The sequence below is a fragment of the Desulfovibrio psychrotolerans genome, assembly GCF_013340305.1.
Classification (GTDB): domain Bacteria; phylum Desulfobacterota; class Desulfovibrionia; order Desulfovibrionales; family Desulfovibrionaceae; genus Halodesulfovibrio; species Halodesulfovibrio psychrotolerans.
Genome location: NZ_BLVP01000002.1, coordinates 65430 through 90363, shown reverse-complemented (window position 1 = coordinate 90363; position 24934 = coordinate 65430). Strand labels below are relative to the sequence as shown.

General features: G+C 56.1%; 17 protein-coding genes and 1 riboswitch. Of the genes, 7 read left to right on the top strand and 10 right to left on the bottom strand.

Features of this window, described 5'->3' with window-relative positions:
- Positions 1-217: 217 nt before the first annotated feature.
- Positions 218-1576, top strand: coding sequence for a BPL-N domain-containing protein (locus HUV26_RS03295; protein WP_174408682.1), 1359 nt, complete (start codon positions 218-220; stop codon positions 1574-1576).
- Between the two features lie 237 nt (positions 1577-1813).
- Positions 1814-2602 carry an AsmA family protein gene (locus tag HUV26_RS03290; RefSeq protein WP_174408681.1) on the top strand — a complete coding sequence of 263 codons (789 nt, stop codon included), beginning with the start codon at positions 1814-1816 and terminating at the stop codon, positions 2600-2602.
- A 318-nt stretch (positions 2603-2920) separates the two neighbouring features.
- Positions 2921-3026, bottom strand: a riboswitch (glycine riboswitch).
- 206 nt (positions 3027-3232) lie between these two features.
- Here HUV26_RS03290 and HUV26_RS03285 read toward each other — a convergent pair.
- From HUV26_RS03285 to tgt, 3 genes are all read right to left on the bottom strand, one after another.
- Complete coding sequence (locus HUV26_RS03285) at positions 3233-5395, bottom strand: thioredoxin domain-containing protein (protein WP_174408680.1); 2163 nt, start codon at positions 5393-5395, stop codon at positions 3233-3235.
- A 216-nt stretch (positions 5396-5611) separates the two neighbouring features.
- Entirely contained in the window at positions 5612-6280 is a 669-nt protein-coding gene (locus HUV26_RS03280; RefSeq protein ID WP_174408679.1) for a YdcF family protein, read from the bottom strand.
- Positions 6277-7413, bottom strand: a complete 1137-nt coding sequence (tgt, locus tag HUV26_RS03275; protein ID WP_174408678.1) for a tRNA guanosine(34) transglycosylase Tgt — start codon at positions 7411-7413, stop codon at positions 6277-6279. Before tgt ends, HUV26_RS03280 begins: the two co-directional genes overlap by 4 nt.
- Before the next feature lie 216 nt (positions 7414-7629).
- On the opposite strand from tgt, the gene HUV26_RS03270 reads away from it, so the two are divergent.
- Positions 7630-8055: a hypothetical protein gene (locus HUV26_RS03270; protein WP_174408677.1), complete on the top strand. Its 426-nt coding sequence runs from the start codon at positions 7630-7632 to the stop codon at positions 8053-8055.
- Between the two features lie 263 nt (positions 8056-8318).
- Here the strand turns inward: HUV26_RS03270 and HUV26_RS03265 are convergent, their stop codons facing one another.
- The 3 genes from HUV26_RS03265 to HUV26_RS03255 all read right to left on the bottom strand — a co-directional run bounded on the left by HUV26_RS03265 (position 8319) and on the right by HUV26_RS03255 (position 13018).
- A complete protein-coding gene (locus HUV26_RS03265) occupies positions 8319-10346 on the bottom strand; it encodes a methyl-accepting chemotaxis protein (RefSeq protein ID WP_174408676.1) in 2028 nt (675 codons plus the stop codon).
- Between the two features lie 9 nt (positions 10347-10355).
- Positions 10356-10760: a cytochrome c family protein gene (locus HUV26_RS03260; RefSeq protein ID WP_243451256.1), complete on the bottom strand. Its 405-nt coding sequence runs from the start codon at positions 10758-10760 to the stop codon at positions 10356-10358.
- Positions 10761-11341: 581 nt separating this feature from the next.
- Complete coding sequence (locus HUV26_RS03255; protein ID WP_174408675.1) at positions 11342-13018, bottom strand: sensor domain-containing diguanylate cyclase; 1677 nt, start codon at positions 13016-13018, stop codon at positions 11342-11344.
- Between the two features lie 573 nt (positions 13019-13591).
- On the opposite strand from HUV26_RS03255, the gene rbp reads away from it, so the two are divergent.
- Both rbp and HUV26_RS03245 read left to right on the top strand, forming a co-directional pair.
- Positions 13592-13855, top strand: coding sequence for an RNA-binding regulator (rbp, locus tag HUV26_RS03250; RefSeq protein ID WP_174408674.1), 264 nt, complete (start codon positions 13592-13594; stop codon positions 13853-13855).
- 446 nt (positions 13856-14301) lie between these two features.
- Positions 14302-15429: a hypothetical protein gene (locus tag HUV26_RS03245; RefSeq protein ID WP_174408673.1), complete on the top strand. Its 1128-nt coding sequence runs from the start codon at positions 14302-14304 to the stop codon at positions 15427-15429.
- 442 nt (positions 15430-15871) lie between these two features.
- Here HUV26_RS03245 and HUV26_RS03240 read toward each other — a convergent pair whose 3' ends face one another.
- A complete protein-coding gene (locus tag HUV26_RS03240; protein ID WP_308483140.1) occupies positions 15872-16186 on the bottom strand; it encodes an RNA recognition motif domain-containing protein in 315 nt (104 codons plus the stop codon).
- A gap of 761 nt (positions 16187-16947) precedes the next feature.
- On the opposite strand from HUV26_RS03240, the gene HUV26_RS03235 reads away from it, so the two are divergent.
- Positions 16948-19311 (top strand): DUF8426 domain-containing protein, encoded by a 2364-nt coding sequence (locus HUV26_RS03235; protein WP_174408671.1) that lies wholly within the window; start codon positions 16948-16950, stop codon positions 19309-19311.
- On the top strand, positions 19274-20542 hold the full coding sequence (locus HUV26_RS03230; RefSeq protein ID WP_174408670.1) for an McrC family protein: 1269 nt from the start codon (positions 19274-19276) through the stop codon (positions 20540-20542). The genes HUV26_RS03235 and HUV26_RS03230 overlap by 38 nt, the downstream gene beginning before the upstream one ends.
- Positions 20543-20553: 11 nt before the next feature.
- On the opposite strand, the gene HUV26_RS03225 is transcribed toward HUV26_RS03230, so the two are convergent.
- Genes HUV26_RS03225 through HUV26_RS03215 form a run of 3 tightly spaced genes read right to left on the bottom strand, consistent with a single transcriptional unit; the run spans position 20554 to position 24930 of the window.
- Positions 20554-21285, bottom strand: coding sequence for a M48 family metallopeptidase (locus HUV26_RS03225; protein ID WP_174408669.1), 732 nt, complete (start codon positions 21283-21285; stop codon positions 20554-20556).
- Positions 21286-21819, bottom strand: a complete 534-nt coding sequence (locus HUV26_RS03220) for a hypothetical protein (RefSeq protein WP_174408668.1) — start codon at positions 21817-21819, stop codon at positions 21286-21288. It lies immediately after the preceding gene.
- A gap of 9 nt (positions 21820-21828) precedes the next feature.
- Entirely contained in the window at positions 21829-24930 is a 3102-nt protein-coding gene (locus HUV26_RS03215; protein WP_174408667.1) for a type I restriction endonuclease subunit R, read from the bottom strand.
- Positions 24931-24934 lie beyond the last annotated feature (4 nt).

Below are 24934 nucleotides of genomic sequence, written 5' to 3'. Positions count from 1 at the left end.
CCGGCCGGGTTCCACTGAAAAGTTACGCCGATGCATTGCCCGCGCCCGTTGCGTCATCCGGAAAAACGACCCGGCGCACCGCCGCAGCAACCGTTGCACACATCGGCACCCTGCGGCAAAAAAACAGGCAACGCCCGTCGCACCCGCCGCCCGCACAAGTGCGATAGCACAGCGCGCCCGGATTCGCCAGACGGACACACTACTGAGCGGTATAACAATGTCAAGCATCTACATATTATGGGACGAATCCCACATCTGGGGCCTGCTGGTCTGGCGGGCCATAGAGGCCATGCAACTGCCCTACCGCATCGTGCGGGGGCAAGAAATAGCCCACGGGCTGCTTTCTGGCAAGACGCCGGAATCGCGCCCCGCGCTTCTGCTTGTGCCAGGCGGCAACGCGCGGCAGAAGTCGGAGGCTCTGGGGGTAGAGGGCATCCGCGCCATACGCGAATACGTTCGTGAGGGCGGCAGCTATCTAGGATTCTGCGGCGGTGCGGGGCTGGGCCTCAGCAGTGCGGACGGCCTGTGCCTGTGCCCGTGGGGCCGCGCCAAGTTCACGGACCGCATGCAGCATTTCGTGAGCGGGCACATCCATGCCACCCTCCATGCTTCACCGCAGGCCGCGCAACAGGAAACGGCTTCCGTACCGGATACCACGCCCGCCACAGGGTCAGACCTCATCCCTCCGGACCTCGGCCCGTCGCCGCTGGTCCCCATCTGGTGGCCCGCCCGTTTCGCGCCGGAAACAGGCACAGATGTGCAGGTGCTCGCCAGCTACGCAGACCCCGGCGAAGATTTCTGGGTGGCCGACCTGCCTCTGGGCACGTTGCCTCCCGGCACCTTCAATGCGTGGGAAGATCTCTATGATATCAAGCTGCGCCCCACCTTCCTCACCGGGCAGCCCTGCGTGCTCTCCGGCGCAATGGGCAGCGGCCGCTATGTGCTCAGTTACACGCATCTGGAAACGCCGGATTCCCCGGAAGCCAACCGCTGGCTGGCCCACATCATCAGCGTGCTGAGCAAAAACGCCTTCTGCCCGCAGGGGCTCACCTCCCCCACGCACACGGTGCCGCCGTGGAACCCATCCCAAGCCCCCATGGTATGGACCGACCCCGCCCTTGCCGAGGCCCGCGCCATTTTCGAAGACATCGTCACCATAGGCAAAAACCACTGCCTGTTCTTCCAGCGCAACGCATGGCTCATCGGCTGGCGCGCGGGCATCCCCGGAGCCAACCTGAACAACCTCTACTGCGCCATCTGCTCCGTCGTATCCACCCCGCCCACCAAAGCGGCACTGGACTACTGGAACAGCGTATCCGATGCCTTCCTGACCAAGCTCCGCCTGTTCCATGAAGGCGTGCGCGGCTATCTACTTGCAGAGCGTCTCGCCATGACCCTCTCCAAAACCTTCCCGGAAACAGTCTCCCACGCGTCGCTCAAAAACCAGCGCGCCGCCCTGTTCGGCCCGCCCATGGCCAGCGGCGGCCTGTATCTGGAACTGCTGGATACCATAGATACGGTCATGTACCTGCTGCTGCCGGGCGCATCTCCCCAGTATAGCGGCGAGAAACCGTAACCGCCTTAAACCATCTTCGCATGAAAAACGTTCAGAAAGGGCAACACGCAGACCGCAAAAAGTGTTCAGGCTCCGTTCACATGATCATGCGCAGACACACGCCCACTATCCCAACCTGACGCAGCAGCGCACACAGCGCTTTTTTAACTGTCCCGTAACACCTTTCACCTTGCCCAACCACCGCGCGCAGGCATAGTATCCGGGCAGTCTGTTCCTTCAAGAGACAGGAGAACTCACATGAAAAAAATGCTCATCCTCGTGAGCGTGCTCGGTGTCATTCTGGCGGGCCTCGTCATCGCCACCGTCATGTCCATAAACCCCATCATCGTCCGGGCGGTAAACACCGTCGGCCCCAAGGTGCTGCTCACAGAGGTGAGCCTGCGCAGGGCGGATGTCTCGTTCCTCTCCGGTTCCGGCAGGTTGGAACGCCTCATAGTGGGCAGCCCCCGGGGCTTCGCCGCTCCCCAGACCATGAAGCTGCGCGTTGTGGAAGTGAAGCTGGATACCTCCACGGTCACCAAGGACGTCGTCATCATAGAACGGGTGCTCATCGAAGAACCGGAACTCACCTATGAGCAATCCGGCAAAACAGACAACTTCACCGCCCTGCTCAACAACGTGCGCCAGACTGTGGGCGGCGAAGAAAGCACTTCTCAAAACGCCACCCCCGGTTCCGCACAGACCCAGCCAGCCAAAAAGGTCATCATCAAAGACCTACGCATCACCGGTGCCAAGGCAAACATGGCCCTCACCGCTCTGGGCGGGCAGGGGCTCACCCTCACCCTGCCGGATATCCACCTGACAAACATTGGTGAAGAGTCCGGCGGCGCAACCCCTGCCGAGGCCGTGCAGCAGATTCTGGACACCCTGAGCGGACAGATGAACGTGGCGGTTTCCGGTGCGCTGCAAGATTCCCTCAAGCAGATGCAGGACGCCGCCAAGGGTGCGGCAGCCCCCCTCCTGAAGGACGGGCAGGGCAACGTGCTGGACAAGGCCGGTTCCGGCCTGAAAAAGATATTCGAATAGCCCGTCGCACGGCGGCATAAAGCGGACGGGCCGGAAGGCATAACCTCCCGGCCCGTCGCAACCACAACAACAAACCACTCAGGAGGAGGAGCGTTTCCGCCCATGGCGGCGGCTCCCCCGTGTATGTAACCGCGCACAGCGCGGATGACATGCCTTTTCCGCCTCGCCCGCAGCACTACCGGGGCCAGGATCATCGAACAACGGAGCAGGAAAGGGCAGACAGGGGGGGATGAGCCGCGGCTCACACCGCGCGAAAAGTCTCCTTCCGGAGCACACAAAGGCAGGAAAAGGTTGGATTTCGGGCGCAATAGCGCCTTTATGGTCCACTCTGTCCTTTTACCTGAGAGTTTCACCGCTAACTGGGATGCGGCTTGCTCCTTCGGTGCTCCCCACTGGGAAGGGGAGACTCTCCAGAGGCTCGTCCGTACAGCAGTCCTTTCGCCTGAAAGAGTTACATCTTCGGCGCCTTCCGCCCCGCTTGCGCGGGCGAAGGTCTCTCCTGCCGCCGTCATTCGAGATCCATATGTTGAGGCACACCCCCTCTACCTGTCCGGGCGGGAAAAGGCAACAAGAAAACTGTGCGCACGGTGAATCCCGCTGCAACCTCTTCAAATGCTGCCTGTTTCCGTCTCAGCGCAGCCGCTCCGCAAGCGCTGCCACATCGGTCACAGGCCGGGAACAGGCGTAGTTCTCGCACAGGTAGGCAGTGGCAACGCCGTCCACCGGCTCAAGATACCGCGTAAAGGGCACCACCTGCGCAAGCGCTTCCGGGTCGTCGGCATTGCGAAAATGCAAAGTCAGGTCCGGCGCAAAGGGAGCATCCACAGCCCGCAGCATCGCCTCGGTACGTGGTGTGTCGGGCTGCCCGGTCACCACCACGGCGCGCCCGCCCCCTTCCATGCCATCCACCCCGCACAAAAACATGGCAAAGGCAGAAGGCATATGCCGCACCTGCTGCGCAAAAGCCTGCGCCAGCATGTCCGCACGCTCGTCCATATCCGGCCTGCCCAGCAGCCGCGCAAGACGCAGCAGATTCAGCAGGCTCATGGAATTGCCGGATGGCAACGCCCCGTCCACAGCCTCCATACTCCGCACAGGCAACGGGTCGGCATCCGCGGCGGCAAGATAATACCCGCCTTCCCGGTCTGCGAACACCGCCTCCTGCCGTTCCTGAAGCCGCAGGGCCTCCGCCAGCCAGCGCGGTTCGTGCGTGGCCTGATACAGCTCAATAAGCCCGTGGATGAAAAAGGCGTAATCGTCCAGCATGCCAGCAATGCCCGCCTCGCCGTCCCTGTAACGGTGCAGCAGACCGCCCTCTTCCGTCCGCAACCGGCCCAGCACAAACAACGCCGCGCGCGATGCCGCCTCAGCGTACTGCGGCGCATCAAAGGCGCGTGCGCCACGGGCCAGCGCCCCTATCATCAGCCCGTTCCAGTCCGTAAGCACCTTATCGTCCACATGGGGCCGGGCACGCTTTTCCCGCAGGGCGTACAAATGGGCCCGCACCGCCTCAAGCCGCACAGCCAGCTCCTCCGCCGTGCATCCCAGCGTTGCCGCCCAGTCCGCTACAGAACGGGTACGATGCACAATGTTGCGCCCCGTGGCCCTTCCCGTGGCCTCTTCGGCAAAATTCCCCCCGTCCCGCAGCCCGAACACCCGCACGGCCAGTTCTGCCAGATCATCAGGCAGCCCGGCACGCACCTCTTCCAGCGTAAAGGTGTAGAACCACCCCTCCTCATGCTCTCCCCGGTCCGTCAGGCTGTCCGCGTCCTCGGCGGAGCGGAACCCCCCGCCCCCGTCCGTCATGTCACGCAGCACGTAGGCAAACACCTCCTCCGCCGTGCGCCGGAACAAGTCGTTTCCCGTGGCCTGCCAGCCCTCCGTATAGGCCCACGCCAGCATGGCCTGGTCATACAGCATCTTCTCAAAGTGGGGCAGCAACCAGCGGGCATCGGTGGAGTAGCGATGAAATCCGTACCCCACATGGTCATACAGCCCGCCCATGCGCATGGCCTCCAGCGTCTTGCTCACCATGGCAAGCAGCGGTGCCCCCGCCTCCGTCCCCTTCTCCCGGCGCAGCGTCCACGCGCGGCGCAGCAGAAGCAGAAGATTGTGCGGCGAAGGAAATTTGGGCGCCTCTCCAAACCCGCCGTTCGCAGTGTCAAACCGCCCCGCAAGCGCTTCAGCGGCCTGCCGCACAGCGGATGCGTCAGGGCGCGCAGCGCGGGAACCGGAAGCATCAGAACCCGACGCACCGGAACCGGCATGCCCCGCCCCGGAACGCATATGGCCCAGAATACTCGCCGCAGAAGCAAGCACGTCATCCCGGCTGTTCATCCACAGGTCGCGCACGCGCGGCACAAGGTCCAGCATCCCCATGCGCCCCTGCCGCGATGCACGGGGCAGATAGGTGCCCGCGAAAAAAGGCGCCCTGTCCGGAGTCATGATAATGGTCAGCGGCCAGCCGCCCCTTCCGGTCAGCATATGGCAGGCGTTCATGTACACGGCGTCTATGTCCGGGCGTTCTTCCCGGTCCACCTTTATGTTCACAAACGCCTCATTCATCAGCGCCGCCACCTCGGCATCCTCAAAGGATTCATGAGCCATCACGTGGCACCAGTGGCAGGTGGAATAGCCTATGGAAAGAAACACCGGCCTGTCCCTCCGTCGGGCAAGGGCAAAGGCGTCCTCTCCCCACGGATGCCAGTCCACGGGGTTATGGGCGTGTTGCAGAAGATAGGGGCTTTTCTCGCGCGCAAGCGCGTTGGGGGCAACAGAGGATATATCGTTCATGGCGGCCTCCGGCATTCGGGTTACGAACAGGCCGGAAAGCCACAGGCGTGCCGGCGTTGTCCGGGCCTGCCTGTCGTATGGAATGTTCCGTATCGCAGGCCCGTGGGCAAGGGCGACAGGCGTAAGGTGAACCTGCCCCGGAACATCTGCGCCAAAGCACGGCGCAGATAATGAGCGGTTCACGGCATCGCAGCATATCGCCGTATCCCAAGCCAGCTACGGAGCGGTGGCTGTCGCACCCTCTTCAGGAGCGCGGAATGCGCCACCCATCAGATAGTAGACCAGCTTGGCGGTTTCGAGGATCACCGACCGCGCACCATCCTGCGATGTCCACCACCGTTCCGGGAACGGTTCATAGGCCGTGCCGCACACCAGCACCTCCCATCCCGGCAGCGCGCGTCTGAACATCATCCGCGCGCGCATGACATGATAGGGCGATGTCACCACAATAAGCCTCCCCGGTCCCGGCCCCAGCAGCGCGGAGATGGTTTCCGCCTCCTCCACGGTGCTGCGCAACTCCTGTCCGTACGTGCGCACCGCCTCATCGGGCACGCCGTGCGCGGTAAGGATACGCCGGTACACCGCATCCTGCTCGGCAAGCTCAAAACCGTACCGCATGACCATCCTGTCCTCTTCGGAGCGGATAACCCTGCCCACGTACACCACGGGAGCAAAGCCTTCTCGGTACAGGTCCGCCGCATGCAGGGGGCGGAAATAGCCGCCCCCCAGCACCACCATGGCGTCTGCCCGCGCGGGCACATCGTCCCTGGTCAGCCACGTTCCGGCAAACAGCAGGCCCGCACCCGCAACCATTGCGCCGAGCAGTGTCAGAGCACCTGTCCACGCAAGCGCAGAGCGGATTGCAGAGCCTGTGCGCCGGGTCATGATCGTGCCACCACTTCCTGCGGATAGATTTCCTCGTATTGTTTCATATAAGACGCAAAGGTGCCCTCGGCAATGGCCTTGCGCGCCCCCCGCACCGTATCGAGGAAATAGGTAAGGTTATGGATGGAATTAAGCCGGAACGAAAGAATTTCCTTGGCCTGAAAAAGATGGCGCAGATACGCCCGGCTGAAGGTCCGGCAGGTGTAGCATGAGCAGTTGGGGTCCAGCGGTCCGTCATCCTCGGCGTATTCCTGCCGCTTTATGTTCACCTTGCCCACAGAGGTATACAGCGTCCCATTGCGCGCATTGCGCGTGGGCAGCACGCAGTCGAACATATCTATGCCCGCGTTTATGCCGTTGATAATGTCCAGCGGCGTCCCCACCCCCATCAGATAACGGGGTTTCTCCGCCGGCAGAAGCGGCGCGCAGTGATAGAGCATCTCCATCATCTCCGGCTTGCTTTCACCCACGGAAAGCCCGCCCAGCGCAAAACCGTCAAAATCCGCCATGCCCGTGAGCTGGGCAATGGAACGCTCCCGCAGGTCCTTGAAGAACCCGCCCTGCGTGATGGCAAAGAGCAGGTTCCCCGCGCTCCCCTGCGGATAAGCATCGCGGCAGCGCCGCGCCCAGCGGGTGGTCAGTTCCAGCGAGCGGGCGGTATAGGCCTTATCCGCCCCGTAGGGCACGCACTCGTCCAGCACCATCATGATGTCGGAATTCAGGTTCCGCTGGATGGAAACCACCTTCTCCGGGGTGAACAGATGCTTGGACCCGTCCAGATGGGAACGGAAGGTAACCCCCTCCTCCTCAATCTTGCGCAGCTCGTTCAGGCTGAAGACCTGAAAGCCGCCGCTGTCCGTGAGAATGGGCTTGCGCCACGCGTTAAATTCATGCAGCCCGCCCCGCCGCGCCACAAGGTCGTCTCCGGGCCGCAGGTACAGGTGGTAGGTGTTGCCGAGAATAATCTCCGCCCCGATATCTTCCAGATCGTCCGGGGCAATGGCCTTCACGCTGCCCACCGTGCCCACGGGCATGAAGATGGGGGTTTGCACCACGCCGTGTGCCGTGTGCAGCACGCCCGTACGGGCCGCTCCGTCCGTTGCCAGTATGCTGAAATCGCCTATGTTTGCCATGGGCGCACCATACCTGCGACCGGGTGCTTTGAAAAGAGCCTTGCCCCGTGCCCCTGCGGTCGGACCAAAAAAAAGTCATTGCAAATGAAAATATCCTTGCCCAAAGCGACAAAAAAATGCAGTACACTAAAACTAGAACCATCACTCTCGTTTACGGGAGAAATACGACAGCTTCAGATACATCGGCCTTGCACCTCAACCTACCGGGAGGCACATATGAGTGAATACACTGTCAAGCGCAACGGCAAGGAAGAATTGGCGTTTTCCGGTGAACTTCTGGTCACGCTGGATGATAGGGAATGGATGGGCGTCACCCCGAACTGGTGGGAGCTCAGCCTGTATAAGACCAGCGTGGGCAAATACATTCTGGCCTCCACGTTCCATGTAAACTACCCCCACCGCCGCAAACTGCACGGTGCCATCTGCTTTTCCTCGGCAGAGGCGGTACGCGAATATCTGGTGCGCGACTGCAACGGCCCCTCCATGATCGCAGAAGCCCTGCTGAACCGCGCTGCCAGAAGGGACGATGCCTTCCGCACCAGACCCCTTGCTCCGTCCAGAAGAGCCCCTGCATCCGGGCATCCGGCCTTTACCTTCGCCCCCCGGCATGGAACCGCAGGATTCCATTCGGGCACGGCATAACCCTGCCCGCCCGATGACACAAAAAAAGCCGGAACCCGCGTTCCGGCTTCAGCATGATGACAAAGAGTTTTGAGTTTTTTCGCCTCCGGCGGGCAGGGAGCTGAGCCCCCTGCACCCCGCATAAGCGAGGTGCATCCGTTTTTGACTTCATACTCGGCTTTACGGAAACCTGTTTTTCGAAAAGACACGGTCTGCCAACTATCTGAGCCGGAACCCGCGTTCCGGCTTTTTAATTGCTGTCCGCAGCGTACAGGGGCAGGCGGCTAGCTGCCCCGCATGTCCTCGATAATGGTGTTCAGCTCCTGCGCCAGACGGGCAAGGTCAGAAACAGCCTGTGCCGATTCCATCATGGCCTGCGCCGTTTCCGTGGAAATGGCGTTTATCTCCTCCACCGACTTGCTTATCTGCTCGCTGGCGGCGGACTGTTCCTCACTTGCGGTGGCAATGGCCCGCACCTGATCAGCCGTGGTTTCCACCATGCCCACAATGGTCTGCAACACCTGCCCGGAACGGCTGGCAAGCTCGGTAGATTCCGCCACCAGTTGCACCGCCTTGTCCGTTGCCGCCGCGTTTGTGCGCGCGCATTCGCGTATGGAGTTTACAGATGCAACCACCTCGCGCGTGGCGGCCATGGTCTTTTCCGCCAGCTTGCGCACCTCGTCCGCCACCACGGCAAATCCGCGCCCGGCGTCGCCCGCGCGGGCAGCCTCAATGGCCGCATTCAGCGCCAGCAGGTTGGTCTGGTCGGCAATATCCTCAATCACGGTGATAATCTGCCCTATGCCCTGCGCCTGCTTGCCCAGCTCACCCATTTCGCGCTTAAGCATTCCGGCCTGTTCCGCCACGGTATTAATCTTTTCCACGGCCAGCCCCACCACACGGGCACCTTCCGCCGCCTGCTGCTGCGCGTCTCCGGCAGATTCGGCCGCCAGCGAGGCGTTCTGGGCCACCTCCAGCACAGAGGCGTTCATCTGGGTCATGGCGGCTGCGGAATCCCCCGTAAGCCTGCGCTGCTCCATAGCACCCGCACTGGACTGCTGTATCTGGGCCGAAAGCTCCTCAGAAGCAGAAGACACCTGCTCAGACACACGTCCCGCCGCATGGGCGGCACGGGTTATGGTCTCGTTCTGCGTCTCCACCAGTGCCTGCTGCCTGCGTATCTCGGTCATGTCGTTGCACAGGGTAAAGGCGCCGATAAGGTTCCCGTCCAGGTCATAGATGGGCGTGGAATCCACCAGCATGTTCACTTCCCGCCCCTTGCGGTTGGTGAACACGGTCTCCACGGCCACATATTCCCGCCGTTCCGCCAGCACCTTGTGCGAAACCGTCTGCCGCCGCTCATCGCCGAACATAAAGCTGCCCAGCACCTGCCCCACATAGCGCGATGCAGGCTCATCCTGTCCCGTAAGCCTGAGCATGGCGGAATTGGTGAACGATATGCGGCACTCCGTGTCCACCACCACGGCGGGGGTGGTCATACCGTTCAGAATCCCCTTGGAAAAGCCCAGTTCGGTTTTCAGCTTCGCCACCATCTCGCCAAGGTTGCGCGAAAGACTGCCCAGTTCGTCCGTGCTGTTCAGCACAAGGTCAGCGTTCAGGTTGCCCTTGCTTATCTGCTCGCTCGCCAGCGCGATATGGCGCACAGGCGCCACAATGGACCGGCGGATGAAAAACAGCACCGCTCCTATAAGCGTCAGCAGCCCGACCACGGATATGGCAATATTTTCATACAACTGCAGGTTTATGGCGGCAATGGTGGGCGATATATCCTGCACCACCACAAGCTCACCGAGTATCGGCTCGGAACTGCCGTGACAGTGGTAGCAGGAAGGCGCGTTGGAAATGCTTGTCACCCGCACAAAAAAAGTGCCGCCGGACTTTTCCATAATATCGCTGGCATGCACATCCTCACGCAGCGCGCGCGCCGTAAGTTCGGAAAAAGCGGCATCGGGCACCACGGCAGAAAGATCTTTGCGTTCCGCAGTGGTGTTGGTGCTGTAAGTAATATTGCCCTTGTAGTTGGTCAGATAGACCGTCATATCCGCATACTTGCCGGACAAAAAGGCAAACTGCTCGCGCGTGCCTTTGTCGTCGCCCACCACCATGGGCTTCTCCACAGAAAGCTGCACCAGTTCAGATGCCTTGGTCATGGACTTGTCCAGTTCCTCCAGCATGGTCACGCGCTGCATGTAGCTGCTCACCCCAACCAACGCCACAAAGACCACAACGGATATGGCAGAAACAAGCAGCGTGGAACGTGCCCCGAGCGAATTGCGTATAAAGGCAGGCATGGCACGCTCCTAGTGGGCACCGCTGTGGATCAGCGGCTTGAATTTAAAGGCTCCCACCCGGCTGGCGTTATGGCAGCTCTCGCACGTGGCAAGTTCGGGCCTTCTGATTATGCTCTCGGGGTCGCCGGTTTGGGCATGCTCAGCCCCCGGCCCGTGGCAGGTTTCACAGCCCACGTCCGCCAGATGCGGCGTGGTTTCATAATTCACAAACCCGCCCTTTCCGTAGCCGGTGGTATGGCATTCATAGCACCCCTCAAGCTCGTGCGGCTTAAGGTCCGATGCCATAACACTCACACTCTTCCACGAATGCGACTTCTTGGAATACTTGGCAAACCGCTCGTATTCCCCCTGATGACATTCCGCGCACGCCTTGGACCCGGCGTACTCCCGGGTTTGCGCCTCTGCGGCAGCCATAACCACAAAAACCAGCAGCACGGCACACAGCGGCACACCCCGGCACGCCCGCACCCTCCGTAAACACCCCTTGCGCATACAACCCCTCACCCGTTGGAGATACAGCGTTTCGGGAACACCCATTCCCGTCCTCCGGCCACGCCTCCCCCATTCCGCATTGCTCTTATCGGCGTGTCTTCCTTTTGCAACAGACCCGCACTAGCGCGAAAAAAATAATCCGTCCAGTTTAACCGGACGGATTGTTTAAGCAGTCAAGATAAAAATAGAGTATCACGTCGCCTTATCAAAAGACTATTGCGGTCTTTTGCTCAATCTCCCCTCACTATCGTTACCGCACCCCGAACAGACGCTATGCAGTGCCCCACCAGTAGAAATGTGTCTCCTGCGGCCACACGGCAGTCCGCCGCCTGTATGACGGACTGTCTGCAGCGTCTCTTCTCCGCGCACCGTTCAAAAAATCTGCGCTGCAAGATGCAAGACCTGTTCAGGCCGGCACCCCAAGTATCTACCGGGCTGTGTACGCTGCCCGGGCATTTCGCAGCAGCGCGGCAGCTCCCCTTGTTATCCGCTGACACAATTTTTCAGCAGTCATACAGGCACACCACCCTGTTCCGTCCCGCATCCTTGGCCTTATACAGGGCCACGTCCGCGCAGTTCAGCGCGCTTTCCAGCAGTGTCGCCCCCACGGTGCTCAGGGCTCCTATATCACTCACCCCCACGCTGACCGTGCAGACAAACCGCACCCCGTCTGCGTTGAACGACATCCCCTCCACAGCCGCGCGTATGCGTTCCGCCAGCCTCGCAGCCTCTTCCCGGTCCGCGTTGGGTGCCACAATGGCAAACTCCTCGCCGCCGTACCGGGCCACAATATCAGACCCCCGCACACTCTTTTGCAGGGTATCGGCAATGGTCGTCAGCACCATATCGCCCACAGCATGACCGTAGCTGTCATTCACGCGTTTAAAGTGGTCCACGTCAAGCATCAGGCAGCCGCAGGGCGCGCCGCCACGCCTGCACACGTCCACCAGCTTCTCCCCGGCAGACATCAGGTGTCTGCGGTTATACACCCCCGTCAGCTGGTCGGTAATTGCCACCCGCTCCAGCTCCTCAATGGTGGACACAACCTTTGCGTTCATCTCGCAGAACGATTCATACAACTCAGCAATCTCGGCGGGCGCGCGGTCCAGTTCCGGCAGACAGCACTCCCTGTCATACTCGCCCCTCGCCATACTCCGTGAAAAATCGACAATAGAATACAAGGGCTGTTCAATAGACCGCGTAAACCGCATAAGCAGCGGCGTTATCAACGCCAGACACACGGCACTTATACCGCCCACCATCCACAAAAACCGGTAAAACCCACCCAACACGGCATCCAGCGGCACTTCGGTGACAAGCAGCCAACGTCCGTCATTTACCCACGTATACGCCCCCACCACAGTGCGCCCGTGATACGCCTTGTAGGGCTCCCCGAGCACCACCCCCTCACGGGCTGCATCAAACAGGGCACTGCGCACAGTCAGATTCTTCACGGCAGTTTCCTTGTCAAATCCGCTCCGGCGCAATTCGTCAAGATGGTGCGATTCCGTAAGCATCACCCCATCGGCACCCAGAAGGTAGCTTTCCCCTGTGTCAGAGCCGGAAATGGTATTCAGAAACGCCTGCACCGTTGCCATCCGCACAGAAAAGAACACGCACCCGTCAAATGCGCCGCTCAGGTCGCTCACCGGGTGAGAAAAAATCATAATGGGCTTGCCGGAAGAACGCCCTATGAGCACATCAGAAATCCATGCCTTGCCCTGCCGGGCGGCATTAAAATACTCCCTGTCAGCCAGCAACAAACCTACAGGGGATGAACTGTCCACAACCGTATACCCTGTCGCACTAATCCGCACGGCAGCGGCAACATCCTTATGTCCGCCGAGATAGCGAACAAAAATGTCTTGGGTTTCGCCCTCGTCTCCAGCCCTCACCACATAACTTCCGGCAACAAACTCCACCCCCCGCTGAAACTGCTGCAACCAGTCGCTGACATAGCGCTCCTGATACTGAACATGCTCGCGCAACCGGCTCACTTCCCTCTCAAGCACCAGTCCGCGAAAAAAGAACATCGACACACCCAGAATAACTAATAAAGGCAGTGCCACCAGCAGTATGGAGTAGAACCGGACGTAGGCGTGAATCCCCTTTCTCTTCATCACCACAACCTTTGCCTTGCGGCCTTCGTGAGCAATCCTTTCAAAATGACACGCGTCCATACGGCTGCGCCATGCCCAGAACACCGCACACGCCTATCCGCCCGCCTGCGCAAAACAGGGGCGTAAGGTGCCCCGCATCCCCGCAGCTCGTCATTATCGAACAGTCTGCAACATAAACACATCCAACAGCAGGTTCCCCCATCCGGGCAACCCGCCGCCCCCCGCCGTTTCCACAGGCAGCCGCAAGCCCCATGCTGCCGCCCAGAACCATACATGTCCGCTCCCCGGACGTATTCCACCAATATATACTGCTGTTCAGGCCCGTTGGCAACTGCACCACCGGCAAACGCCCTGCGTTCAAGACGGCGGAAAACCCAAACACCATACCCTCACCACGTTCCGCAAGATACACCTTTCTGCAATTGCATCCATCAGGCAATGTTCATCATTGTTATTTCCCGTGCGCATAAACCCACCACTTCCCGCATAAAAAAATGTTTTTTAAAAATTACTTATTGACTTGTTTTCAGAACGACGTATATTACACAGACTTTCGAGAGCAATGCGACCTTTTTTGAGCTGTTTCTTTTTTGGCCGCGCGCTTTTCTCCTTATTATTTCCGGAGTTACTTCCTTGTCTAAGAACATTTATGTCGGCAACTTGTCCTGGTCCGTTACTGATTCTGACCTTCGCAACCTCTTTTCCGAATTCGGCGAAATCATTTCCGCCCGCGTCATCGAAGACCGTGAAACCGGTCGTTCGCGTGGCTTCGGCTTTGTAGAAATGGACGACGCCGGTGCCGCAAAGGCCATTCAGTCCCTGAACGGTAAGGACGTCGGCGGCCGTGGCCTCAAGGTCAACGAAGCCCAGCCCCGCGAAAGCCGTCCCCGCTACTAAGCACTGAACGACTTGCCAAAACAAAGCCCCCGCTCACGCGGGGGCTTTTTTTTAAAACCGCCTACAGGAGGGGTTGCGGCAAAAGCAGTCAGATTGGCCATCCGCCTATCCCGAATGTGATGGGAAAAGCGCATAAAAAAATCTCCGACCAAAGCACACGACAAGACGCCTTCCTGCATCTAGAAGCGTTTTATAATCGGAAAGGATACATGCCTTTCTTAGCTACCAAAGCCCGGAGGCATTCGAACGACTGTTTTATCAGGCCAACCAAAAACAGGCGGCGTAACCTCTCAGCCATTGTCCGTTTTTCTTATGGCACTTCACACGAGCAACAAATAAACACCCCCGCCTCACGGCGGGGCTTTTTCTACCCCCCTAACACCCAACACCCTTTCCAATTCTTTCCGGATGCTATAGTGGTAACCCCATACCATCGGGAGCCAACCATGAAGTTCGATTTCAGCTACAAGCCCCCCACGCTACTTCAGTTTGCCGGCATTTGCGTTGCCAGTATAGCACTCCCAGCCCTGCCCCTGGTCGGCCACGCAATCGCTTTTTGCTGGAATGGGCTTGCATCCTTCCTGCGCGCGAACGGCAGCACAACAGACACCCCCATAGCGAACTTTGAAATCATCAAGGCCATACTCATTGGCGCAGCTGGCCTGCTCGGTCTCGCGTTCGCCTGGTGGCGCTCCATATGCCTTGGCAAGCAGACCCACATAGCCGAACAGGGCCTTGTCACCGACCGCTTCATAAAGGCTACAGAGCAATTAGGAAGCCCCAACCTCTCCGTGAGAATTGGGGCTATACATTCGCTGTGGCGTATTTACGAAGATTCGAGCGAGAGCGACAAGATTCGGGTTCTCGATACGCTGTGCGCGTTCATACGAACGCCACCGACTGACAATTCAATGCCTCAAAAAACAAGCTGCAAGAGCTTTTTCAAACACAAATGTGACAAATCTGACCTAAAGACCTGCACCGGATGCACAAAAACAATGAGAGAAGACGTCAGCGCAGCACTAAAGCTCATACTTTCAAACCAGAATAACATTGATTACATCCATGACATTTCTTGCGTACAAGTTTACTATTTTAAAGCGTTAAATTTTGACGCGAACAAATTCAAAATAGACTTCGGAACATTCAATAACACCAAAATATTTATAAACAACATGATATCTACAATTACTGGCTTGTCAGCAACGAACTGTGTTATCACTCTAAATGGAGAGTCTGCACATCTATCTAATATAAAAACGTCACACACTCACCTTGCTCTATCCAATTTAAAAACATCACAAATCATAAGCAATTCTGAGATTTCAAATTCATCTATATTTTTCAGCGATCAATCAAGATCAAGTATATATGACACATCAGCATGCAACTCACATTTACATTTTTTCTTCTCATCTGCAATAGCTGATAGCAGCATCAACGATTGCAAACTTCACACATACGGAAATAATATAAATATAAATAGTTCTTTTCTCTATGACAACGCATTCCATGATGGAGAGAAGGTTACAATAGGCGTTTCGTGCGATACTGCAAACATCACAATTAATTGATTCTCACCCACTAACCCCCTCGAACTTCCCCCTATCCTCTCCAACCGCCTCCGCGTGCCCGTACACTTCTTCACTCTGATCGGGCTTTGGAACATCCCCGCCTTGGTGCGTATGGTCCGCAGCACGTACAGGGCATCGCGCGCACACCCCACCCGAACATCCAGCATCAGGTGAAGCAGGCTCACCGTGCCGGAGCCGAACCGCATGGAGCAGCCGAACTCCCACCCCAAATTCTGTGCGGTCATGGACTTGTTCCCGGTGATGATCTCCGATGAATCGCCGCACACGGTGATAACCAAATTCCCCATACCCCCCCACCAAACACGCCCATACACACAAGCGGCCCCACAGAACAAGTCCGCACAGAAATTGCCGGGCCAGCACGGAATCAATAAAAAAAGCCCACCGTGAGGCGGGCTTTCGAATCGTAAGTCATATCCGCTTAGTAGCGAAGATCAAACCCACGGGGCTGCGATTCATTCACTTTAATACTACGCCCCTGATACTCAGTGCCATTCAGGGAGCTAATGGCGTCTGAAGAACCCGTGGGACCCATTTCAACAAAACCAAACCCGCGGGAATGACCATTCTCACTATCCTTAACTACATGAGCAGAGACAACGGCCCCATAGTTATAAAAAAGAACGTGAAGATCTTCATTCGTACATTCCCAAGACAGGTTTCCAACATAAATATGCTTATTCAAAAAAAACTCCAAACTTAAATACCCCCGACAAACTTCGGGAAACTCGCGCACGCACACAAGTGCGTCTCTTCAAAACGAACTATATAATTTAATCCACCACAGGCAATCCGTCAACACCTACTTGCAATAAAACAAGTAAACATCACATCAGAGCAGGTAGCCGCCTCGCACTCCAGCCTGAACAACAACACTATCCCACCGATGTTTTAAAACATCTCTGCCGCACCCCATGAATATCCAGCAACTGCCCCCATGCACCAAAGCAGCCAACGCGCCCCCATAAAATAACACAGGCTTGCACCGCGCACTGCGTACCACCAAGGTGTCCCAAGGTAGCCCAGCTGCCGTACAAGCCTGAACTGACATGTCATCCAAGACACATATATGCAAAATGGCGGAAGGGGTGATCTTCAAATAGACATTACAACAAACTGGTATAACTTGGCTTTTTACATAATAAACTTAAACTTACTCACAAAGCTACTCACTTTTCCAACATTTTTCGTACCATCGTGTTTGGGACAGTCCAAGACCAATGTCGCAGTCGCAAAATGACCGCACACCACGATCGAACAACTAATCTTCTGGAACGGAAGCAAGTCAAGGACAACGCCCCGTTGGCCGACACCGTCAGACCTACCTGCTGGCACATGCAACAACGGACACAGGCAAAACGATTGAGCAGCCAAACCAATCATTATTCCTTGGTTTTATGACTATAAGCATATACAGATATTGATCGACGCGCTATCGCGACGATACACACAGTCACATATCAGTTCACTCCAGCCCCACAACACCGAGGGACCACCATGAGCATATACCTTCCAGCCGGCCTCCTCCAGTCAATCGGAAAAGCAGAATTTGTCCACGCGTTTGAGACATTCATCAACAAAGGCAAGGTAACTGCTGCAGACATCATTGCCAACGCCACAGTTGACAACAGAAACGTGAGTGAGAGTTCCGCCCAAACCAAAGCCAGCGTTTTTAACAAAATCATTAAGAATAACTGGCAAGCCCAGGCACTTAAAGATTGTTTCATTAATAAAAGCAACCCGCAGTCCGAGATTAAGGCAAAAGAACTTTTCAATCATCACTTCTCCGATCAAATTTATACCACACAATACCAACTTTGGGATGACTTCCTGAAAGAATGGCCTATGGATCGCCTTAAAGATATGTCATACGAGCAATACTCCAAGGCAGGCTCACAAGATACATTCTGTTATTGGATTGAGTCTAAAACTGAAGATTTAGGAAGCATTTTGGGTGGATCATCATTTAAGTTCGGCGTTTTTTCGAGAAAAGCAACGGATACAAAAGAAAGTAAGTCTGGATACACATACACAGACACAGACGCATGGATGACTATACTCGGAAATTCTGCCGAAGAAGCTTTCAATAATGTTAAAAAAAGTATTTTAAAGATCATTGGCTACGTACAAAGTGATCAGCTGCATGAAATCGAAACAATCCCATTTTGGAATGTTTTCAAATGGAAAATCGCATTTTTATATCAACCACGCAATACAATTAGAGTTGTCAACATTTTCAAAATGGAAGCTTTGCAGTCCTATTTAGGAGAGAAAAGCCGCTCATCCATGTCCGAATTGCACCAGCGTGTCATTAACGAAAACCCCGATGTCGACGTCTTCGAACTGGGACGTCGGATTTGGTCTCACTACACCGACCCCCAAGCAACAAGCGACGACTACTCAATGCCAAAAACGCCTAGAAACATTATCCTCTACGGCCCCCCCGGCACCGGCAAAACCTACTCGTTGCAGCATGGAGAAATTGAAGAACTCAGCCTTCTGAAAGACCTACCGAGTGAGCAAGTCAAATTCGTTACTTTCCATCCTTCATATAGCTACGAAGATTTCATCGAAGGCATATGCCCAGTCCTTGATGATGACAGCGGTCAACTTCGCTACACCAACAAACCAGGTGCGTTGAAAGAAATTTCCAGCCGGGCAAAAGCTGATTCCATACAGCTTGACTCTGGAATAACAATTAACGGCGTGAACAAATGGAAGATGTCTCTCGGCGACACTTCGACAATTGACGGAAACCTTGTTTTTGAAACGTGCATGCAAGAGGGAATTGCCTTATTTGGATTTGTTGATGCTGATTTAAGCAATTTCATTTCCAGTTCTCAAGAATTAGAAAAAAAGCTAGCTGATCTTGGCGTAGAAAATAAGCATATCGTTGCAATGATGCGTCAGTTTACAGTAGAGATGAAAAAAGGGGACATCATATTAGTAAGCAAAGGAAATTTTGGCGGGATCAGAGCAATAGGACAAGTTCTAGGCAACTATGAGTATAACAACGACCTGCCAGGCATATACGGATTCAGCGACGCATACACGCATACAAGAACAGTACAGTGGGTTTGGCACGACAATACAAACACAATTCCATCAGAAATACTACTCAAACGAGGCGTCAGCCAGCGCACCATTTACAGCATCAACAAAAGCATCAAGGAAGACGAGCTAGTCAACGTCCTTGGAGCCAGACGTAATAAAAAGCCAAAAAATTATGTTTTGAAGATCGATGAAATCAACCGAGGAAATGTCGCCAAGATATTTGGTGAACTCATAACCCTTATTGAAGACGACAAAAGGGGTGAAACTATCACCCTCCCTTCCGGGGACCCATTTTCCGTCCCAGACAATCTATTCATAATCGGAACAATGAACACCGCAGATCGCTCTCTTACCCACTTGGACACGGCCCTCCGGCGCAGATTCCATTTCATTGAGATGCCGCCCAGGCCGGATGCTCTTAGGAATCAAACAATAGGCACCGTCGACCTCACAGTCCTGCTGGAACGCATGAACGAACGCATGGAATCTCTTTTGGGCCGGGAACACATGCTGGGGCATGCCTACTTCATGCAGGACGACGATCCTATTTCCGACGGGGAGAGTTTTTTCCGAGTCATAATGAACAAAATCCTGCCCCAGCTTCAGGAATATTTTTTCGATGACTACGAACAAATCCAGAAAATTCTCGGAAACAAAATCGTTGTAAAAGAGCGCCTAACCACCATTCCTGACCGCTATACAAATAGGGAAGTATTCCGAATCAAGCGACTGAAGCAACAGGAACTGCTTCAAGCCATCGCCGAAGAGTATGGCTTCATCCAAAACGAAGGCGAGGATGATGCATAGACACCGGCTCACGGTATTCGAGAGCACACCCTTTCCGACCGGGAGCATTAGCCATGCAGCCCAAAAGGAGTTGGTAGAGCTTGTCTCTCAGGCGGTATACGTCCATGGTGCTGACGAAGCCATCGACAATGAAGACAAATATATTTTTACTCCTCTGAGAGGCAACAGGCTTGTTTCGTGGCGCTATGTCGGCGTTGTTCAAACTTCCGACGGGACCGTTATCGAAATCCTCCCCAAGATATTCAAAGAGTTGGACATCGAAAACGCAACGACAATTCAGCAGGAAAAAGCCAGAAACTTACTACTCCAGATGCTGCAAAAGGCAGGACTCATTTCATACCGACAATCCGCTTCAGCCAAGCTGCAGACGGGGGACTATTCCCTGCTGGAAGTCTTCATTCACTCCTTTCTTAGAGAAGCCCAGGAGCTGACGCGAAGAGGTCTAAGGAAGGATTACGTCTCCACGGAAATGAACCTTACCACCCTGAGAGGACGAATCCATTTCCCACGCCATGTGAGAAAAAACCCGACAACGAGTCACAGGCACTATTGCCGTTATGACGAGTATTGCGCGGACTGCATCGAAAACAGACTTCTCACCACTGCCGTGCAAAAGGCATATCGCATATCAAAGGACAGCCAAAACAAGAAGCTTGCCTCGCAGCTCTTGCCCCTAATGGACGACATATCGACCATCCCCTTCCCTGAAAAACGACACTTTGACCAATGCCGCAACGATAGGCATATGCGCTACTATGCTGATGCCCTGAGAACCGCCCGGTACATCCTCCTCTCCCCCCCCATACCGAAAACAGGCGGAGAGGCTACCACGGCAATCCTATTCAACATGGCGAACCTATTTGAGAAAACAGTTGAGAGATGCCTTAGCGAGGATAGTGCCGTATCCAATCTGGCTCCACAAAAAAGCCTACCATGGTTCAAAAAACTTGGCAGGCCACGACCTGACTATGTCTTTCATGATGGAGGCACACCTATCGTTGCCGATGCGAAGTGGAAATTGCCTCAGGAGGGCAAGCCGAACAATGCCGACCAGTACCAGCTATTCTCCTACATGCAAGTACTGGATACCTGTGCTGCATACATTATTTACCCCCAGATAGGGGCGTATGGACTCTTGTCTTCAATGCAATTTCAATTTGATCTCCGAGGAAAGGCACTGACGCTTCATATCATTCCATTTTCATTGGAGACATTTTTATTGTGCAGGTAGGCCGACAAGCCCTACCCGTCCGCTCCCACGTGTTTCTCATTCTTCTCCAGCCATGCCTTGCGCTCTGGGTAGTCGGGCAGCAGGGAGCGTAGCAGAGACCAGAAAGACGCATCGTGATTGCGGTGGCGCAGATGGCACAGCTCATGGACCACGGCGTATTCAAGGACAGGCTTGGGGGCGAACACCAGCCGCCAGTTCAGGTTGATAATGCCGTCCTTGCCGCAGCTCCCCCACAGGTGCTTCTGGTCCTTCACACGGATGTCCTTGGGGGCCAGATCAATCTTTCTGCCATATCGTGCGGCAAACTCCCGCGCATCGTCCCGCACCCGCTCCTTGAGCCATGCCGTCAGGGCCTTCTTTGCATAGCTCTCTTCCAGTCCTTCCTTCACGTAGGGCGGAACATGGACGTAAAAGCCGTTGCTGTAGCGTACCCCCCGCTCCCTGTCACTGCGGGCCACATGCAGCTTCATGCGTCTGCCACGGAACATGACCTTGGCACCGGAGACAAACCGACCGGGCCACGGACCATCAAGACCACCCAGCCGGAGCAGCTCTTCCCGCTTTTCATACACCCACCGTCTGCGGGCATGAATGAAGGCATGGGCAGAGGCTTCATCCGCACCACTGGGGATGATGACCTCCACGGTATCGGGCGTGACGATGATGCGCCGCTTGGATGATACCTCACTGCGGCTGACAGAGTAGGAGATGGCTGTAGAGCCGACTAACAATACATTTGGCACTTATGGCCTACGCCTATTTTTCAGCCTGTAGTTCTTTTTATGGTAATTTGGATCTTGAGGAACGCCCAAACGGCCATACTCTTCGTCATATAACTTCAAAGACTTCATCACACTTTGAAATTCATAATGCCCTCTCGCAGCGACATTATACAACCTTTCTATGTCCGCATCTGACAGAGAATCATATATACAAACAATCTCATCAACAACACCTTGCCCAGAGTACCTGCGCGAAGACCTCATCCCCGCGCAGCATGGAATCGGCGAAAACGCTCCAAAATCTCTCGAAAAAACTATCGGATAGTTATCAACAACAAATTTAACAAAAGAATCTTCGTTAAATCTAAAGTAAGAAAAGTCACCACGGCGCACCATTCTATACAAACCATTCAGCGCAAATGGGCCATGACTCAACGTCACGTCACAGGCATGTACTATGGCGTTACCAAGTTCTATCTTATGTGCCATAGTCCTCCTGCGAATATCTCCAAGCGACCCTAAAATAATATCATTTCTAGTTTTATCAAATCGCATAACACCACCTCAACACAGCTTCACGTATTTCTGAAGGGCGTACTCTTCCACTTTGGGGGGAATGTCTTTCCAGAACTGCTTGAGACCGCCATCCACCACGATACGCCGCACGGACTGCCGCAGGTCCTTTTTGACCTGTTCCATGGTGTGCCAGCCGGGGGGAGCGGATTCGTCAGAGGCGTACAGGGCGTCTATAGACTTGGCAAGTTCCTGTAGATGGTTCAGGCCGCCGTTTATGCCACCGGACGCAGCACCGGACTCTCCGCCGTTGCCCGTGCCGTCACTACCACCCACTGCACCGAAATTTGCCGAGAAGGCTTCCAGAATCTTGTAGACCCCATGGGCACGCACATCCAGCGGCCCCTTGGGTGTGGTCTCCTCCATCAGTTCCTTGGCAAGCTGCTCCAGCCGCTTCAGCTCCTCCGCAAAGTCGGCCTGTCCCTTACGCATCCGCTCGATAATTGCCAGCACACGTTCGGAGAATGGGCCGAACTGCAAGGGGTTCTCGGTCACACGTTCCACCAGTTCCCGCCGCAGCTCCGTGGCCTTGCGTATGGCCGCCTCCTGCAAGTCTTCCTTGGTCTTGTCCTGCTGGTCAAAGTCTTCCCAGTAGTCAGGGTCGGTCAGGGTACGCAGCTTGATAACCGTGGAGATGCCCGTGACCTCCAGATGGCGCTCCAGCATCTCGCGTATCTTGGCGCTGTAGTCCTTGAGGCTGGCATCTTCCCGCTGTTCGAAATGGCGGGTGGCATAGGGCAGGAACATGGCTACCCACTTCATGTCCTCGCTGTACTTAAGGACTTCAGGGTCGGGACTGAGCACCTCATAGGCCTTGATGAACGCCCGCGCCTTGCGGCTGAACGTAAACCATGCGTCCTCCGTGCCCAGTGCCTGAATGAGGGCCAGAAACTCGCTGCGCAGTGCATCCTTTTTGGAGCCGCCCTTGCGGTACTGCTTGATGATGTCCCTGATTTCCGCATGGGCAGCCCGCAGGGCCTGACGCAGGGCCTCCACATCACGCATTGCGTTCTGCACATCTTCCGTGCGGTAAGACTCCAGTGCGGCAGTAAGGTTCTTGGTCACGCCGATGTAGTCCACAATCAGCCCGTTCTGTTTCTGCGGGCCGCATACACGGTTGGTGCGGGCAATGGCCTGAAGCAGGTTGTGTTCCTTGAGCGGATTATCCAGATACATCACGCTCTCACGCGGTGCATCGAATCCTGTCAGCAGCTTGCTGCACACGATGAGCAGGTAGGGGGGCCGGTCCGCCGCCTTGAAGTCGTCCTTGACGTTGGTCTCCGTGCGGGTGCCACGCGGCAGGGCGTAGCGGCGCAGGTCTTCACGTATGCCATCCGTCCACAGGTCATCAGACGGCTTGGCATCGTCCTGACTGGAGGAGTAGACGCACTCGGTATAGCTATCCACCTCCCGTTCCGCCTCGGCAGGGTCCATGCCCTGCGCTACCAGCTCTTTGGCAATGAGGTCATTGAAGGCCCGCTTGTAGAGAATGACCGCCGTGCGGTCTATGGCTACCACCTGCCCCTTGAATCCATCCGGCTTGGCGTAGGCGCAAAAGTGCGTCCACATGTCATAGGCAATCAGCTCAATGCGGCGGGGATGGCGTACAATATCCGCCATGGTCACGCCCTGCGCCTTGATGCGGGCTATGGTCTCCTCCGGCTCCTTGGCGAACCACTGGTCGAACAGAATGTCCAGCCGCTCAGGGTCCACCTGCCAATCGGTACGGCGGGAGGTGTAGTTGATGGGCACGGTGGCCCCATCCGCCACGGCATCGTCTATCCCGTACTTGTCCAGATACGCCTCCCCTGCGGGGCTGAAGTTGGCGTAGGTATCAACATCGGTCTTCTTGACAGGCGTTCCGGTAAACCCGAAGAACCGCGCCTCCGGCAGGGTTTTACGCAGGTAGGCTCCAAGGTCCTTTTCCTGTGTGCGGTGGCATTCGTCTATCAGCAGAATCCAGTTGGCACTGTTGGGCACAGGGCGCTCGGAACCTTCGAACTTAAAGATGGTGGAAAGCAGCGTCATGCCCACCGTCTCCCTGTGTACCGCGCTCCGCAGGTCGCCAAGGGTCTTGATCTGGGTGGGATTGGGGAGACCACAGGCAATGAAGGTGGCGGCTATCTGGTCATCAAGGTCAATGCGGTCCGTGAGCACCAGCAGGTTGGGGCTTTCCAGTTCTGGGCTTTGCAGGGTGAGGTGCGTTTTCAGCTTGAGCGCCGCCATGACCATGGTGAGCGACTTGCCGCTGCCCTGCGTGTGCCACACAAGCCCCTTGCGATGCTTGCCCTCTACCACGCGCTGCACAATGCGGTTCACGGCACGGAACTGCTGGTAGCGACACATCTTCTTCACTACCGTGCCTTCCCGTGTTTCAAACACGATGAAGTGGGCAATGAGGTCCAGCAGTCTGGAAGGCTCCAGCAGACTGTACAAGCCGCATTCGAAGTCCGTTTCGAACTCCTCACGCTTGCGGGGCCACGGGTCCTTCCACTTGCCCCAGTAGTCCGCCTTGGCTCCGGTAGCACCGTAGAGCAGGAACTGCCCGTCCGTAATGATGTTGAAGGCGTTGGAGTAGAAAAGGCGGGGAATCTGTTCCTGATACTGCCGAATCTGTTCGTAGGCCTGAGAGGCTTTGTCCTTGTAGGAGACGGGGCTTTTTGCCTCTATGACAACAAGGGGGATGCCGTTCACATAGACCACGATGTCCGGTCTGCGGGTATGCTGGGCCTGAACCGTGAGCTGGTTGGTGACGGTGAAGGTGTTGTTGGCAGGATTGAGAAAGTCGATGCAGCGCACCGTCTTTTTCTTGCTCTCCCCTTCAACCGTGCGGCTGTAATTGCCGCGCTGCACTGCCAACCATGTCTCGTTGTCATGCAGGTTCAACAGGTCGCTGTACACGGCCTTGGCATCCTGAAGCGATATGCCGTTAATGCGTTGCAGGGCCGCCAGCAGGTCATCCCGCAGCAGCACCTGATTCAGGCCATCGCGTGCCGCCTCATTCTGCTCCGGCTTCAACCATGTGTAGCCGAGCTGCTGGAGGAAGTTCAGGCACGGTGATTCGGCAAACCAATCTTCAGGACCAGACAACATAGCG

Bases quoted from the DNA above. Each gene is read 5' to 3' on its own strand.
- tgt (WP_174408678.1), bottom strand. From the start codon at position 7,413: ATGGCAAACATAGGCGATTTCAGCATACTGGCAACGGACGGAGCGGCC.
- HUV26_RS03295 (WP_174408682.1), top strand. From the start codon at position 218: ATGTCAAGCATCTACATATTATGGGACGAATCCCACATCTGGGGCCTG.
- HUV26_RS03255 (WP_174408675.1), bottom strand. From the start codon at position 13,018: ATGGACGCGTGTCATTTTGAAAGGATTGCTCACGAAGGCCGCAAGGCA.
- HUV26_RS03290 (WP_174408681.1), top strand. From the start codon at position 1,814: ATGAAAAAAATGCTCATCCTCGTGAGCGTGCTCGGTGTCATTCTGGCG.
- HUV26_RS03270 (WP_174408677.1), top strand. From the start codon at position 7,630: ATGAGTGAATACACTGTCAAGCGCAACGGCAAGGAAGAATTGGCGTTT.
- HUV26_RS03260 (WP_243451256.1), bottom strand. From the start codon at position 10,760: ATGGCTGCCGCAGAGGCGCAAACCCGGGAGTACGCCGGGTCCAAGGCG.
- HUV26_RS03230 (WP_174408670.1), top strand. From the start codon at position 19,274: ATGGCTTCATCCAAAACGAAGGCGAGGATGATGCATAGACACCGGCTC.
- HUV26_RS03220 (WP_174408668.1), bottom strand. From the start codon at position 21,819: ATGCGATTTGATAAAACTAGAAATGATATTATTTTAGGGTCGCTTGGA.
- HUV26_RS03215 (WP_174408667.1), bottom strand. From the start codon at position 24,930: ATGTTGTCTGGTCCTGAAGATTGGTTTGCCGAATCACCGTGCCTGAAC.
- HUV26_RS03285 (WP_174408680.1), bottom strand. From the start codon at position 5,395: ATGAACGATATATCCTCTGTTGCCCCCAACGCGCTTGCGCGCGAGAAA.
- HUV26_RS03265 (WP_174408676.1), bottom strand. From the start codon at position 10,346: ATGCCTGCCTTTATACGCAATTCGCTCGGGGCACGTTCCACGCTGCTT.
- HUV26_RS03280 (WP_174408679.1), bottom strand. From the start codon at position 6,280: ATGACCCGGCGCACAGGCTCTGCAATCCGCTCTGCGCTTGCGTGGACA.
- HUV26_RS03235 (WP_174408671.1), top strand. From the start codon at position 16,948: ATGAGCATATACCTTCCAGCCGGCCTCCTCCAGTCAATCGGAAAAGCA.
- HUV26_RS03245 (WP_174408673.1), top strand. From the start codon at position 14,302: ATGAAGTTCGATTTCAGCTACAAGCCCCCCACGCTACTTCAGTTTGCC.